This window comes from Nocardia mangyaensis (genome assembly GCF_001886715.1).
Lineage (GTDB): Bacteria > Actinomycetota > Actinomycetes > Mycobacteriales > Mycobacteriaceae > Nocardia > Nocardia mangyaensis.
In genome coordinates, this window is sequence record NZ_CP018082.1 from 203,404 (window position 1) to 217,298 (window position 13,895).

General features: G+C 67.5%; 13 protein-coding genes. 7 read left to right on the forward strand and 6 right to left on the reverse strand.

Features of this window, described 5'->3' with window-relative positions; all coding sequences use genetic code 11:
• The first annotated feature begins 166 nt into the window (after window positions 1-166).
• Together BOX37_RS00895 and BOX37_RS00900 are read left to right on the forward strand one after the other, a co-directional pair.
• Window positions 167-772: a DUF4282 domain-containing protein gene (locus BOX37_RS00895; protein ID WP_071925788.1), complete on the forward strand. Its 606-nt coding sequence runs from the start codon at window positions 167-169 to the stop codon at window positions 770-772.
• A 120-nt stretch (window positions 773-892) separates the two neighbouring features.
• Window positions 893-1,738: a helix-turn-helix domain-containing protein gene (locus BOX37_RS00900; RefSeq protein ID WP_084759360.1), complete on the forward strand. Its 846-nt coding sequence runs from the start codon at window positions 893-895 to the stop codon at window positions 1,736-1,738.
• Between the two features lie 4 nt (window positions 1,739-1,742).
• Here the strand turns inward: BOX37_RS00900 and BOX37_RS00905 are convergent, their stop codons facing one another.
• A complete protein-coding gene (locus tag BOX37_RS00905; protein WP_071925790.1) occupies window positions 1,743-2,144 on the reverse strand; it encodes a MarR family winged helix-turn-helix transcriptional regulator in 402 nt (133 codons plus the stop codon).
• Window positions 2,145-2,230: 86 nt separating this feature from the next.
• Here BOX37_RS00905 and BOX37_RS00910 point away from each other — a divergent pair, with 86 nt between their 5' ends.
• On the forward strand, window positions 2,231-3,715 hold the full coding sequence (locus BOX37_RS00910; RefSeq protein ID WP_071925791.1) for an MFS transporter: 1,485 nt from the start codon (window positions 2,231-2,233) through the stop codon (window positions 3,713-3,715).
• A gap of 65 nt (window positions 3,716-3,780) precedes the next feature.
• Here the strand turns inward: BOX37_RS00910 and BOX37_RS00915 are convergent, their stop codons facing one another.
• Window positions 3,781-4,329 (reverse strand): dTDP-4-dehydrorhamnose 3,5-epimerase family protein, encoded by a 549-nt coding sequence (locus tag BOX37_RS00915; protein WP_071925792.1) that lies wholly within the window; start codon window positions 4,327-4,329, stop codon window positions 3,781-3,783.
• A 3-nt stretch (window positions 4,330-4,332) separates the two neighbouring features.
• Window positions 4,333-5,205: a glucose-1-phosphate thymidylyltransferase RfbA gene (gene rfbA, locus BOX37_RS00920; protein WP_071925793.1), complete on the reverse strand. Its 873-nt coding sequence runs from the start codon at window positions 5,203-5,205 to the stop codon at window positions 4,333-4,335.
• Between the two features lie 259 nt (window positions 5,206-5,464).
• Here rfbA and BOX37_RS00925 point away from each other — a divergent pair, with 259 nt between their 5' ends.
• Window positions 5,465-6,514 (forward strand): alpha/beta hydrolase, encoded by a 1,050-nt coding sequence (locus BOX37_RS00925; RefSeq protein ID WP_084759361.1) that lies wholly within the window; start codon window positions 5,465-5,467, stop codon window positions 6,512-6,514.
• A 100-nt stretch (window positions 6,515-6,614) separates the two neighbouring features.
• Here the strand turns inward: BOX37_RS00925 and BOX37_RS00930 are convergent, their stop codons facing one another.
• Window positions 6,615-7,322, reverse strand: a complete 708-nt coding sequence (locus tag BOX37_RS00930; RefSeq protein WP_071925794.1) for a DUF8020 domain-containing protein — start codon at window positions 7,320-7,322, stop codon at window positions 6,615-6,617.
• Between the two features lie 300 nt (window positions 7,323-7,622).
• Between BOX37_RS00930 and rfbB the strand changes: the two genes are divergently transcribed.
• Window positions 7,623-8,624, forward strand: a complete 1,002-nt coding sequence (gene rfbB, locus BOX37_RS00935; RefSeq protein ID WP_071925795.1) for a dTDP-glucose 4,6-dehydratase — start codon at window positions 7,623-7,625, stop codon at window positions 8,622-8,624.
• 22 nt (window positions 8,625-8,646) lie between these two features.
• Here rfbB and BOX37_RS00940 read toward each other — a convergent pair whose 3' ends face one another.
• Together BOX37_RS00940 and BOX37_RS00945 are read right to left on the reverse strand one after the other, a co-directional pair.
• On the reverse strand, window positions 8,647-10,182 hold the full coding sequence (locus BOX37_RS00940; RefSeq protein WP_071925796.1) for a DUF2142 domain-containing protein: 1,536 nt from the start codon (window positions 10,180-10,182) through the stop codon (window positions 8,647-8,649).
• Window positions 10,179-11,147, reverse strand: a complete 969-nt coding sequence (locus BOX37_RS00945; RefSeq protein WP_071925797.1) for a glycosyltransferase — start codon at window positions 11,145-11,147, stop codon at window positions 10,179-10,181. The genes BOX37_RS00940 and BOX37_RS00945 overlap by 4 nt, the downstream gene beginning before the upstream one ends.
• Window positions 11,148-11,274: 127 nt before the next feature.
• Here BOX37_RS00945 and BOX37_RS00950 point away from each other — a divergent pair, with 127 nt between their 5' ends.
• Together BOX37_RS00950 and BOX37_RS00955 are read left to right on the forward strand one after the other, a co-directional pair.
• The gene (locus BOX37_RS00950; RefSeq protein WP_084759362.1) at window positions 11,275-11,805 is read left to right on the forward strand and encodes a GtrA family protein; all 531 of its coding nucleotides are present in this window, start codon (window positions 11,275-11,277) and stop codon (window positions 11,803-11,805) included.
• 113 nt (window positions 11,806-11,918) lie between these two features.
• Window positions 11,919-13,841 (forward strand): glycosyltransferase, encoded by a 1,923-nt coding sequence (locus tag BOX37_RS00955; RefSeq protein WP_071925798.1) that lies wholly within the window; start codon window positions 11,919-11,921, stop codon window positions 13,839-13,841.
• Window positions 13,842-13,895 lie beyond the last annotated feature (54 nt).

Here is a 13,895-nt window from a genome sequence, read left to right on the forward strand (position 1 = left end):
GTTCCTGCGTTCATGGGTCGTATCGGCTCGGGGTGGCCGCGGTGTTACGCCGTTACCGAAAAATGTCCGAGACTGTCGGGTTCGTCTCAGTTTCGCAACCTTCGCTATCGCAGGGTGGGTTCGATCCGGGTTGGCGTAGGGGCCGAAACGGGGCAGGATTCGGGCTATGACCGAAGTGCCGGGCACCACCCCGTCGTCCGAGGAGGATAGCGAGGAGTTCGAAGCCGAATCACGCTGGCTCTCTTGGAAAGAGACCGATGTGAAGCGTTCGGCGGCCAAGTCCGACCGCGCCGGTGCCGACAGCGACGTTCCGGAGGAAACAGACATACCACGCGATGCGGGCTTCGATGACCCGTTTCGCAGCACCGGTACCGCCAAGGAGTGGGCCGCCGAGGCGGCACGCTCGCTGCTCGACGTGCAGTTCCGCAGGCCGGCGACCAGGACGTTGCTCCCACTGGCCTACATCCTCGGCGTCGTGTCCTTCGGCATCGGCCTGCCGATCGCGCTGACGGTGCTGATGTGGAAGGCATCGGCTCTGCTCGGCATCCTCGCCGCGCTGGTCGCGGTGCCGCTGGGTCTCACCATCGCCGCCTCGGTCCGCCTGATGCTCGAATTCGCCGACAACGCCGCCCGGCTCGCGGGCCGGGTCGAGCACATCAGTGAGCTGGCCGACGGCCTGTTCCAAGCCCTGTCCGATGTCGCCGAGCCGGTGAACCAGCTCTCCGAAGACGTTCGGGCCGTTCAGTTCTGGCGATTCCGGAAGAAGAAGTAGTCCTGCGCGATGTCCGATTCATTGTGAAACAATCCGTCCGCAGATCTGATGATGCGTCAGCTGCGTACGGCGGTCTCCGGATGAGATGGGGGAGACCGGATTTGGATACAGGGGGGAAGTATGGCTTCACCACAGGGCGTCACGGGTTCGACGATGCCGCGCAGGCAGTTGGGCAGGCACTTACGTGACCTGCGCAATCGTGCGCGGATGACGACACGGACCGCTGCGGCGCAACTGGAATGGTCGGAAGCGAAGATCTGGCGGATAGAGACGGGGCAGACCTCGTTGCGCAGCCTCGACGTGGAAGCCATGTGCAAGGTGTATGGCGCACCGGCCGATCTGGTCGAACCGCTGGCGGCCTTGGCCCGGGAGACCAAGGCGCGGGGCTGGTGGACGGGCTACGGCGATGTGATCGCGGAGGGATTCGAGGTCTACATCGGCCTGGAGGAGGCCGCGACGGGCCTGTCGCTCTACGAGGACGGCCTGATCCCCGTGCTGCTGCAGACCGAGGACTACGCCACGGCGCTGCTCGAACAGACCGTCCCCGGTCTGACCGAGGCCGAACTCGAGCGCAGACTGCGGGTGTTGCGGGCGCGACAGGCGCTGCTCACCCGCGCCGAGTCGCCGTTGCGCGTGCACGTCGTCCTGGCTGAGGCGGTGCTGACCAGGCGAATCGGTGACCACAAGGTGGTCGCCGCCCAGCGCGCGCGGTTGCGCGAGCTGGCCGAGTCGGACACGGTGCGGATCCAGGTGGTCCCCGCGGACACCGGCTACCACGCGGGGCTGGAATCGGGCCGGTTCGTGATCCTCGACTTCGGGGTCGACGACTCGGTGGACAGGCCGGAGCCGCCGGTGGTCTACGTCGAGACCTTCGCCGGTTCGGCCTACCTGGACAAGCCCAACGACCACGACCGCTTCCGCGACGCCTTCGCCGACATCGTCGCGGCGGCGTCGGGCGAGGTGTAGTCGCTCACCAGGAGCCGGCGAGCACCGAACGGTGGGTGGGCAGGGCGTGATCGTAGAGCGCCCTGCCCTTGTCGGTCAGGTGGACGAAGATCGCGCGGCGGTCGTCGGCGCACATCGTGCGTTCGACCAGTCCGTCGCGTTCGAGCCGGGCCACGGCGCGCGAGAGCGCGCTCTGGCTCAGGTAGATGTCGCCGGCCAGCTCGGTCATCCGGTACTTCTGGCAGGCGGCCTCGACCAGGCGATCGAGTGTCTCGAATTCGCTGAGCCCGATGCCGTGTCGTTGTTGGAGCGCCTTTTCCAGCGCGCAGCTCACGGCGGCATGCCGATCGAGCAGTGCGCGCCATTGACCGACCAGCTCGGAAGGCGCCTCGTTGCGCCGAGCTGATGTGGTGGCCGGGTTCGACATGCGGCCATCTTAGTGTCCCCAGCCTGTCCATGCAACGGCATTTTATGTGTTGGCAATTAATGCGTGCGCATGTAATGTCCTCGACCATGACTTCGCCAGCAACGCTGTCGGCCGCCGATCAGGCAGCCGATCCGACCAGGTGGCCCGCCCGGCTCTGGGCCATGCTGATCACCCTGTGCATCGTTCTGTTCCTCGACGGTCTCGACGTCTCGATGATCGGTGTCGCGCTACCGTCCATCGGCGCCGAACTCGATCTGTCCACCTCCACCCTGCAGTGGCTCATCGGCGGCTACGTCCTCGGTTACGGCGGCCTGCTGCTGCTGGGCGGGCGCACCGCCGACCTGCTCGGACGCCGCAAGGTCTTCCTGATCGCGCTCGCCGTGTTCGCCATCGCCTCGCTGATCGGCGGCCTGGTCAGCGACCCGATGCTGCTGATCGTCACCCGCTTCATCAAGGGCCTCGCCGCCGCGTTCACCGCGCCGACCGGCCTATCGATCATCACCACGACCTTCGCCGAAGGAAAGGCGCGCAACAAGGCGCTGTCGGTCTACACCGTCTTCGGTGCGGGCGGCTACTCCATGGGCCTGCTGTTCGGCGGCCTGATGACCGGGATCGGCTGGCGCTGGACCTTCCTGCTGCCCGTCCCGATCGCGCTCGCGGCCCTGGTCTCGGCCTACCTCCTGATCCCGAAGGACGGACCTGCCGAAGAAGGTGGCCACGACCTGCTCGGCGCGTTGCTGTCCACCTCGGGCATGCTGCTGCTGGTCTACACCGTGGTCACCGCGCCGGAGGTCGGCTGGGGCTCGGCCCGGACGGTCATCTCCTTCCTCGCCGTGATCGCCCTGTTCGCCGCGTTCGTGATCACCGAGCAGCGGGTGAAGCACCCGCTGATCCGGCTGAGCATCCTGCGCAAGGTGAGTCTCGTGCGCGCCAGCCTGGCCGTCGTCGCGCTCGCCGGTTCCTACTTCAGCTGGCAGTTCATCGTCACCCTGTACCTGCAGGACACGCTGGCGTGGTCGCCGCTGAAGCTGGCCATGGCGCTGCTGCCGGTGGGTGTGCTGGTGGTCGCGTCCGCGTTCTTCTCCGACAAGCTGATCGACCGCTTCGGTACCGGCCCGATCATCGCGGTCACCCTGTCGGTGATGGCCATCGGCTACCTGCTGTTCCTGCGGATCGACACCGCGCCCGGCTACCTGACCATGCTGCTGCCCGCGATCTTGCTGATCGGCATCGGCTGGGTCGGTTTCCCGGCCATCAATGTGCAGGCCACCAGCGGAATCGACGACGACGAGCAGGGCCTGGCGGCCGGTGTTCTGCAGACCTCCATGCAGGTCGGCGCGGCCATCGTGCTCGCGGTGACCACCGCGATCGTCACCTCCGGTGTCCACCAGGGCAACTCGCCGCAGCAGATGCTCGACACCTACCGGCCCGGCCTGGAGTTCGCCGCGGGCATCACGATCGTCGGCGCGCTGGTCGCGCTCACGATCTTCCTGCCGCCGATGTTCCTGCCGCGCAAGCCGGTCGCCGAGGAACGTGACGAGGACACCAAGGAGCTCGAACCGGTCGGCTGATCCGGCCCGAAAACGCCGAACGGCGCCACTTTTCGCAGGTGGCGCCGTTCAGTGTTTCACGTGGATCAGGAAAAAGGCGGGGCCGCTTCGTCTTTCGCCGACCGGATGTAGGTCAGCGGACGGCCGTCGCGGCCCTCGGTGGGCCACTCGATACCCAGGCCGGAGTCGAAAGCATCCATGTCCCGGTCGAATTCGGGAGAGTACTCGAGCGAGCACAGGTAGGTCACCGTCGAGCGGTTCTCCAGGGAGAGGATGGCATGGCCGAGACCCTCGGACAGATACACCGAGCGGCGGTCGACGTCGTCGAGCAGCACGCTGTCCCAACGGCCGTAGGTGGGCGAGCCCGGTCGCAGGTCGACCACCACATCCAGGAACGCGCCACGCACGCAGGTCACGTACTTGGCCTGACCGGGCGGATCGTCGGTGTAGTGGATCCCGCGCAGCACTCCGGCCGCCGAGACCGAGGTGTTCACCTGGTGCAGGTCGAACGGGCGGCCGGTGGCCTTCTCGAACTCCGAGGCCTTGAACGACTCGCAGAACATGCCGCGGTCGTCGCCGAGCAGGCGCGGGGTCACCACCCACGCGCCGGGGATGGACAGTTCCCGAAAATCCATGCGCTACCAGTCTTTTCCGCGATCGATCAGGTCGAGCAGATAGCGGCCATAGCCCGAGCGCACCATCGGTTCGGCTAGTTTGCACAGCTGTTCGTCGGTGATCAGGCCGCGCCGCCACGCGACTTCCTCCGGCACGCCGATCTTGAGGCCCTGGCGTTCCTCGATGGTGCGCACGTAGTTGGCGGCATCGAGCAGCGAGTCGAAGGTGCCGGTGTCGAGCCAGGCGGTGCCGCGCGCCAGCACGTCGACGCTGAGCTTGTCCTGATCAAGATAGGCCCGATTGATGTCGGTGATCTCGTACTCCCCGCGCGCCGACGGCCGCAGCTCGCGGGCGATCTCCACCACGTCGTTGTCGTAGAAGTAGAGGCCGGGGATGGCGTAGTTCGAGCGCGGGACCTTCGGCTTCTCCTCGATCGAGACCGCGCGGCCCCGCGCGAACTCCACCACGCCGTAGGCGGTCGGGTCGCTGACCCAGTAGGCGAACACCGCGCCGCCGTCGATGTCGTGGAACCGCTCCAGGCTGGCGCCGAGGCCGGGGCCGTGGAAGATGTTGTCACCGAGCACCAGCGCGGCCGGTTCGGTGCCGATGTGGTCGGCGCCGAGGACGAACGCGCTGGCCAGACCGTCGGGGTTGGGCTGGACGACATAGCTGATCGAGATGCCGAACTGGCTGCCGTCACCGAGCAGCCGCGCGAACGCCGCGGCATCGTCCGGGGTGGTGATCACCAAGATGTCGTCGATGCCGGCCAGCATGAGGGTCGACAGCGGGTAGTAGACCATCGGCTTGTCGTAGACCGGAACGAGCTGCTTGCTCACTCCGCGCGTGATCGGGTGCAGCCGGGAGCCGGTGCCGCCCGCCAGGATGATTCCGCGCATGGGAGGAGTCTATGGGCGGCCGGGGCGGCGGGCGTGCCGGGTTGGCCTGGCCGGTCACTTCGGGGTGCCGGGCTCGGCACGATCTGATCACGGAGGTTTCGAAGGTTGGCGTGTCGGGCGATTACTGGTGCAGAGACGACGTTCATCTGATTGGGTGAGCGTCGATGTGTGAAACATCACTGTGTTAGATGTCAGCGTCGACATCCGATCCGGGGCTCCCGGGGTGGGGTCGACGCGCCAGCTGTGAGGTAGGTGCGCGATGGGAGCGACCAAGATCGCCGGAACCGGTGTGCTGAGCGGGATCGTGCCCGCTGCCCCGGTGACCAGCGTCGAGCGGCCTGATCAGGGGATCGTCGTCAACTCCGGGCAGATGAGCACATCGTCGCGGGTGTTGATGGGCGCCTGCCTCGGCGTCATCGGGCCGCTGCTGCGCACGGTCCCGATCAACCGGACGACCATTCCGATCGGTGCCGTCGCCGTGGACCTGCTCTCGCGGCTGCGGCCCGAACCGCACGGCATCGAGCGCGAGCAGATCCAGCTCGACGGTTTCCGGATGGAGATGGTGCGGCCCGCGGGTGGCTCACGGGCGCTGCGGCACGGCGCGGTGCTGTATCTGCACGGCGGTGGCTTCGCCGTCTGCGGCCTGCAGACCCATCGGGCGGTCGTCGCCGGGCTGGCCCGGCGCACCGGTCTGCCCGTCCTCAACGTGGAGTACCGGCAGCTGCCCGGTTCGATCAGCGCCTCGGTCGACGACTGTGTGCTCGCCTACCGGTGGCTGCTGCGCCACGGCGCCGACCCGGCCCGCATCGTGTTCGCCGGTGACTCGGCGGGTGGCTTCCTCACCTTCGCCTCGGCACTGCGCGCCCGCGAGATCGGTTTGCCGCTGCCCGCGGCGCTGATCGGGCTGTCGCCACTGCTCGACCTGGACTACCGGGCCAAGGAGAACTACGTCAACGTCCGTCGCGACGCCTACATCCCGCTTGCGGGGCTGGAAGCCGTCGTTCGTCTCGGCGCCGAGGCCGAGGGTCCGCTCGACCCGGCGTTGTCGCCGGTCAACGCCGACCTCACCGGACTGCCGCCGGTCCTGCTCATCGCCGCCGAAGACGAATTGCTGCGCTACGACTGCGAACTCATGGCGCATCGCCTCGCCGCGGCGGGCGTGCCGACCACGCTCGAACTGTGGCGCGGCCAGGTGCACGCTTTCATGAGCATTCTGCCGAGCATGCCGGAGAGCCGGTCGGCGCTCGGCCGGGTCTCGAAATTCGTTCGGGCGGCGCTGGAACCGGCGCAGCGGGCCCGCACCGCCTGAGGACGGCTCGGCCGGTCCGACCGAGTCGCTCGCAGACGTCGAACGGCCCCAGCTCGCAGTACTGCGAGCTGGGGCCGTTCGGGTTCAGTGTCCGGCGAGATTACTTGGCCGGCGGGGTGAAGGGCGCGTTGATGGTGGTGAAGTACTGAATCACGGCACCGATCGCGACCGGCGCGGTGATGAGGATCTGACCGGTGAGCGCGCCGAGCGAGCCCATGGCCAGGATGCCGCCGATGCAGCCCACCGCGGCGGCGGGGATGAACGGCCCGAACAGGCCGACGATGGTCGCCGAGGCGATGGTCGCGCCGGCGATGCCGCCCAGCACACAGCCGACAGCGCCGCCGCCGATGCCGCCGACCAGGGCGCCGATCCCGGCACCCATCGAAATGGTGGAGGTCATGCGGCTCCACGCGGCGGTCTCGCGCGCGTACTCGCTCTTGAACTCAGCCTGGTCCTCGAAGGGGAGGGCGACCGGCTTGTAGACGGCCTTGGCCGGGTCCAGCTCGGGGGTCAGGACGGCCTTGTTGCCCGAGATCTCCGCGGCGATCGGGAACTCGAACTCGTCGAGACGGAACGACAGCGGGGTCGCGGCGACGGTCGTGCCATTGGCGGCCTTGACCTTGAACGCGCCTTCCTCGACGACCAGTGAACCGGCGTCGGTGGTGATCACCGAGGTGCCGTTCACTTCCTCGGCGGTGAAGTTGATCGGGGCGGCCTCTACGACCGGGGCCGCGTTCACGGTGCCGGCGGCGACGCCCATGGCAGCGATCAGCAGCGCCGAAGTGGCGGCGAATTTCCTCATCAGCATTTTTGTTGAACCTCGATGTTGGAGCTTTTCGGAGGGGACTCGATGATCCAAATCCCCTGCAGCCAACGAGTGGTGAACCCGGCATGACCTTCCATTCAAATTCCGTTCACTGCTGATGCCCCGGGGTCTGTGCGGCGTCGGAAACCTGAGTACCGACCGGGCATTTTCTCAGGAAAGGAGACCCCTGGTTTTAACCTAGAGCGGGTTACTGTGATGGACATCACTTCTGGGGTGTTCGGGTGCTCGGTCATCGTTGCCTCGGCACCGGTTCGTCGTCAGCGGGCACGTATCGTTGACCTGGTGCGAGTGCTCGTAACCGGCGGGGCCGGGTTCATCGGTGCGAATTTCGTCCAGCAGACCGTGGCCACGCGCCCGGACGTGGGAGTGACCGTGCTCGACGCGCTCACCTACGCCGGTAATCGCGCCTCCCTCGACCCGGTCGCCGACCGAATCGAGTTCGTGCACGGCGACATCGCCGACCTCGACCTGGTCGACAATCTGGTCAGCGGCGTCGACGCCGTCGTGCATTTCGCGGCCGAATCGCACAACGACAACTCCCTGGCCGAACCGTGGCCGTTCGTGCAGACCAATATCGTCGGCACCTACTCGCTGCTCCAGGCGGTGCGCCGTCATGACGTGCGCTACCACCACGTCTCCACCGACGAGGTGTACGGCGACCTCACCCCCGACGATCCCGCCTTCACCGAAACCACCGCCTACAACCCGTCGAGCCCGTATTCGGCGACCAAGGCCGGTAGCGATCTGCTGGTGCGCGCCTGGGCCCGCTCGTTCGGTGTCCGCGCCACCCTGTCGAATTGCTCCAACAATTACGGCCCGTATCAGCACGTGGAGAAATTCATTCCGCGACAGATCACCAATTTGATCGACGGCGTGCGGCCGCGGCTGTACGGCGCCGGTCATCAGGTGCGCGACTGGATTCACGTCGACGACCACAATCGCGCGGTCTGGGACATTCTCGACCGCGGCCGAATCGGCCGGACCTACCTCATCGGCGCCGAGGGCGAACTCGACAATCTCAGCGTCGTCCAGCTGATTCTGCGGGCCTTCGACCGTGATCCCACCGATTTCGATCACGTGACGGATCGCCCCGGCCACGACCAGCGCTACGCCATCGACGCGAGCGTGCTGCGCGATGAGCTCGGCTGGTCACCGCGCTACGCCGATTTCCGCGCCGGGCTGGCCGACACCATCACCTGGTACCGCGAGAACGAGAACTGGTGGCGGCCCAAGAAGGCCGATACCGAACGCGCCTACGCGGCCGCGGGCGAACAGACGTTGTGACCGCGCACCGTCATCCGGGGGATCATCCCCAGATGACGGTGTAATACGTTGCGGCGGCGGCGATCAGCGCGAAGACCGAGGCGAAGGTGACGGTGATCGCCGTCCCGCGCGTCGGCGTCACACCGTCGGGATTCGTGAGCCGCAGAGGCACCCACCGCGCGACGACCGCGAGGCCGACGATGGCCAGCGGGACGAAGTACCGGCCCTGCACGCCGTCGATGATGTAGAAATCGACCGGCGTGAACGACATGTACAGCGTCACATAGATCATCGCCACGCTCGCCAGCACCGTGAGCGCCACGATCAGCGTGCGTCGGAAAGTGGCTGTCGCGGTGTTCATTCGATCGGCGATGCCGAAACTCACCGCGAAGGCGATCAGGCACGCCAGCATCGATACCGCCGGCACGTCCACATACGCGAAACCGAGTTCACCGAAGAACTGGGTGAACCAGCGGTGATCGCGCAGCGCGATGCTCTCGCCGAAGGTGTGCACGAAGCCCACCGGGTCACCGAGGATGCCCGCGAGCTGGTCGCCCGGACGCACCTGGCCCCACTGGTGCGGCGGGCGCATCAGGCTCATGCCGTCACCGGTCGGCGCGGCGATCTTGGTCCAGGCCAAGAACAGCGCGGCACCGGTCGCGGCGAAGGCCCAGGGCAGGAACTTGAGTTTTCCGGCGAGGCCGAGCCGGTCGGCCGGAACGACCACGACGAGCATCGCCAGCAGCACATAGGTCGGCTTGCTCAGGGGCAGCGCGATCGTCGCGGCCAGCAGCGCGGCGGTCTCCACCGGGCGCAGGCGATCACCGACGAACAGCGCCTTGAGCAGCAATGCCGACACCATGATGGCCAGGGCGTTGGTGAGCGTGTCCGCGGTGACGGTGCCCGCCTGGAACAGCGCGATCGGCAGCACCGCGACGGTGAACACCAGCCACTGGCTGCGCCGCTCGCGCAGCGCGTAGAGCGCGAACCCGACCACCGCCAGGTAGGCCACCAGGCCCGCCAGCCGGGTCAGCAGGTACATGCCGCCCACATTCAGGTCGAGCGCCTCACCGAGGCGGATGCCGACGGCAGCGGGCACGTACGGCACAGGAGAGTAGGCGGCGGTGTTGGTGAACCACATCTGCCGGGTCTCCGCGGAGATCTTCGCGGCGCCGAGCCGGTCGTAGGCGGCCGGGTCGGCAACCATCGCGAAGGGCTCTTCGGGGTTGTCGTTGTAGTCGTGGAACGCGTAGCTCATCAGCGCGTCGACGCTCACGGGGATCTGCCCGCCGTAGGCGACCCCGCGATCATCCTCGATCTCCTGCGGGAACACCCCGCCGTGGGCGACCTGGTAGGCGCGGCCGAACTGGGTGAGCTCGTCGTGGCCCCAGAACGGCGGGGTCAGCACGGCGAACAGCGCGCCGAAGACGGTGGCGACCACCGCGAACGCGACGGTCGCGGCACCGAATCGCCTGGTCAGCGACTGGATAGGAGCGAGCGCCCGATCCTTGGCCGAGGGTGCGGGAGCAGCGGGCTTGCTGAGCTCGACGGTGGCGTCCGGCTCGGTCGAGGTGGTCACCGATGGTCTCCGGTCGCGAGGTCGGCGTTCACCCCGGCGGCCGAGTAGCGCAGGTAGACCAGTCGCGCCGTCTCGTGCCGGGACCGGCGGATGCCGTCGAGGATGAGTCCGGCGGTCCAGGCGAGGCTGCCCAGCAGCATCAGTGTGAACGCGAAGAACAGCGTCGGGAACCGCGCCACCTCGTGGGTGTTGTAGAACTCGATCACGATCGGGACGGTGAGCACGAGCGAGACCAGCCAGGCCAGCGTGCCGAACAGGCCGTAGAACGCCACCGGCCGCTCGTGCCGGGCCAGGCCGAGGATCAGCGCCAAGATCTTGGTGCCGTCGCGATAGGTGCGCAGCTTGGACTCGCTGCCGGCCGGGCGGTCGCGGAAACCCACCTGCACGGCGGTCTGCGGTACCCGCAGGTGCAGCGAGTGGACCGTCAGCTCGGTCTCGATCTCGAACTCGCGCGAGACCGCGGGGAAGCTCTTGACGAATCGGCGCGAGAACACCCGGAAGCCGCTCAGCATGTCCTCGACGTTCTCGCCGAACACCTTGCCGACCACGCCGTTGAGTACCTTGTTGCCGGTCTCGTGGCCGGAGCGGTAGGCGCTGGCGTCGGTGTCGTCCTGCTTGCGCACGCCGAGCACGTGATCGTAAGGGCCGTCGAGCAGCGTCTTGATCATCAGCGGGGCCGCCGAGGCCTCGTAGGTGTCGTCGCCGTCGATCATCAGGTAGACGTCGGCCTCGATGTCGGCGAAGGCGCGGCGGACCACATTGCCCTTGCCCTTGGTGTGCTCGTAGCGCACGATCGCCCCGGCTTCGCGAGCGCGGTCGGCGGTGCGGTCGGTGCTGCGGTTGTCGTAGACGTAGACGACGATCCCCGGCACGGCGGCCTTGAGGTCGGCGACGACCTTGGCGACCGCGGCCTCTTCGTTGTGGCAGGGGACCACGGCGGCAATGCGAAGCTCGGTGGAGTCCACCCGGGTCAATCCTCGAATGTAGGCATCAATGGGTCACCGGGAGGGTACACAGCGTGTGTCCTGTTCGCGCACCCGGTTCCGCGAGCTTAACGCGGGGGCGGAAGCGCTCTCGGTGTACGGTCGGCCCGTGTCCCAGCCTGATCCGCCCGCCTCCGCCCCGATCGCCCTCACGTCGAAGGTGATGACGGCCCTGCGGCAGGGTGCGGCGTTCCTCGTCGTCGGGGCGATCGGGTTCCTCGTCGACGCGGGTACCTACAACCTGCTGGTGTTCTGGGACGGCGGATTCTCCTTCGGGGAAGGTGTGCTCTATCACGCGCCACTGCCTGCCAAGATCATCGCGATCGCGGTGGCGACGGTGGTCACCTACTTCGGCAACAAGTGGTGGACCTTCGCGCACAAGAAGACCGACAATCCGGGGCGCGAATACCTTCTGTACTTTCTGTTCAACATCGTCGCGATCGGACTGCAGCTCGGCTGCCTCGGCTTTTCCCGCTATGTGCTCGATCTGTCGTCACCGCTGTCGGACAACATTTCCGGCACCTTGATCGGTCAGATCGTCGCGGTGGTATTCCGGTATTGGGCCTATGACAAATTCGTCTTCACCGGTTCCTCGGTTACCGAGGAGCAACACGCGCGGGGTGCGGCAACGCCTCACTGACAGCGCGACGGCGCCGCGCGATTGATATCCTCACCCCCGCCCGCGGCGACGCCCCCTTTCTTTACGTGACTGCCTGCGTCGGCGCAGTCGATACCGAGAATTTCGAGGACTTCATGGAGCAGTCGGCTACCCAAGCCGTGACCGAATCGAACGATCGGCGCGAGGCCGCGCCCGCATCGCTTCGAGCCGAGCACTCAGCGCCCGAACGGCTCGTGCTGGCCAGGGGCATCTTCACCGGGCCGTCGGCGCGGGTGAGCGACGAGCTGTACGCCGTCGTCAAGGGGGGCGCCGCGATTCGCGAGCGGCTGGCGCTGCATCTGCCCAAGGGCGCCTCCGCGCACACCAACACCTACTTCGGTCGCTTCGCCGCCAGCTACTGGCAGCGCTGGACCACCGTCACCGAGGTGAGTGTGAGCGCTCAGCTCACCGTCGGCAACAAGGCCAACGTGCGCCTCGTCGCCTCCGACATCGCGGGCCACCGGCGCATCATCGCCTCGCTGGTGGCGACCAGCAGCGGCGTCGTGAGCCTGACCGCGCCGCTGGATCAGTACGTCGACGGCGGCGCGCTGTGGCTCGAGTTCGACGCCATCGGTGGCGAACTCGGCATCACCGACCTCGCCTGGACCGCGCAGGCGCCCGAGCGGGTACGCCCGGTCGCCATCGCGATCTGCACGTTCAACCGCGCCGAGGACTGCGCGCACACGGTGGCCGCGCTGGCCTCCGATCCGACCGTGCTGGCCGCCATCGACGCGGTCTACGTCGTGGACCAGGGCACCGATCTGGTCGAGAACCGGCCGCTGTTCCAGCGGGTGCGGCCCGACTTCGGCGACAAGCTGCGCTACATCCGCCAGCCCAACCTCGGTGGCGCGGGCGGGTTCACCCGCGGCCTCTACGAGGTGTCGGCGGCCACTGCCACACTGGGCGGCAAAGCCACCGCGCACGCCGACGTCATCCTGATGGACGACGACATCCTCTGCGAACCCGAGACGGTCCTTCGGCTGCGGGCCTTCGCCAACCTCACCGTCGAGCCCACCCTGGTCGGCGCGCAGATGCTGTTCCTGCTCAACCCCGACTACCTCAATGTCGGCGCCGAGGACGTGCACCTGCACGAGCTCAAGCACGGTCAGAAGGTGCCCAAGGCGCTGCGCAACACTTCCATGCTCAAGAAGAACCAGGAGCGTCGCGTCGACGCGGGCTACAACGCCTGGTGGACCTGCCTGATCCCGGCCGAAGTGGTCGCCGAGATCGGCCTGCCGGTGCCGATCTTCTTCCAGTGGGACGATGTCGAGTACGGCGTGCGGGCGCGTGAGCACGGTTTCGTCACCGTCACCCTGCCCAACGCCGCGGTCTGGCACGCCGACTTCTACTGGAAGGACTACGACGACTGGGCGCGCTACTTCTCCACCCGTAACTCGCTCATCGTCGGCGCGCTGCACACCGACCTGGACGGCAAGGCGATCACGCGCGAGTTCTTCCGCACCATCGCCGAGCACCTCGTCGGCATGCAGTACGGCCTGGTGCACACCACCCTGCAGGGCATCGAGGACTTCCTGAAGGGCCCGAAGGTGTTGCGCGACGGCGGGATCGACGCCCTCGCCGCCGCCCGTGCCACCCGCAACGACTACCCGGAGACGATCAAGCACCCCGCCGCGACCCCGCCGGTGAACTCCGCCGACATCCAGGTCCGCCGCGCCGGCGGCGAACCGAGCCGGGTCACCCTCGTGCTGATCAAGCGCGCGATCGGCCAGTGGACCGGACGCACTCAGCACGGCCTGATCGGCGTCACCCGCGAGGACGCGCACTGGTGGCACATCGGCCTGTTCGACCACGTGGTGGTCACCGACGCCTCCCAATCCGGCGTCCGTGTCCGCATCCGCGACAAGGCCCGTGCCCGCGCTCTGCTCATCCGCACCTACCGCACCTTGCGCAAACTCCGCAAGGAACTCCCGGCCCTGCAGGCCGAATACCGCGCTGCCGTCCCCGAACTCACCAGCCGCGAGAACTGGGCCCGCCTCTACGGCATCGACCCCAGCTGAACCCTTGCCCACCACGCTCCGGTGGCGTCGGCTCTCGGCCGTTGCCGCCACCAG

Coding starts and splice junctions, on each gene's coding strand:
- BOX37_RS00905 (WP_071925790.1), bottom strand. CDS start 2,144: ATGTCGAACCCGGCCACCACATCAGCTCGGCGCAACGAGGCGCCTTCC.
- BOX37_RS00915 (WP_071925792.1), bottom strand. CDS start 4,329: ATGGATTTTCGGGAACTGTCCATCCCCGGCGCGTGGGTGGTGACCCCG.
- BOX37_RS00925 (WP_084759361.1), top strand. CDS start 5,465: ATGGGAGCGACCAAGATCGCCGGAACCGGTGTGCTGAGCGGGATCGTG.
- BOX37_RS00930 (WP_071925794.1), bottom strand. CDS start 7,322: ATGCTGATGAGGAAATTCGCCGCCACTTCGGCGCTGCTGATCGCTGCC.
- BOX37_RS00910 (WP_071925791.1), top strand. CDS start 2,231: ATGACTTCGCCAGCAACGCTGTCGGCCGCCGATCAGGCAGCCGATCCG.
- BOX37_RS00955 (WP_071925798.1), top strand. CDS start 11,919: ATGGAGCAGTCGGCTACCCAAGCCGTGACCGAATCGAACGATCGGCGC.
- BOX37_RS00895 (WP_071925788.1), top strand. CDS start 167: ATGACCGAAGTGCCGGGCACCACCCCGTCGTCCGAGGAGGATAGCGAG.
- rfbA (WP_071925793.1), bottom strand. CDS start 5,205: ATGCGCGGAATCATCCTGGCGGGCGGCACCGGCTCCCGGCTGCACCCG.
- BOX37_RS00900 (WP_084759360.1), top strand. CDS start 893: ATGGCTTCACCACAGGGCGTCACGGGTTCGACGATGCCGCGCAGGCAG.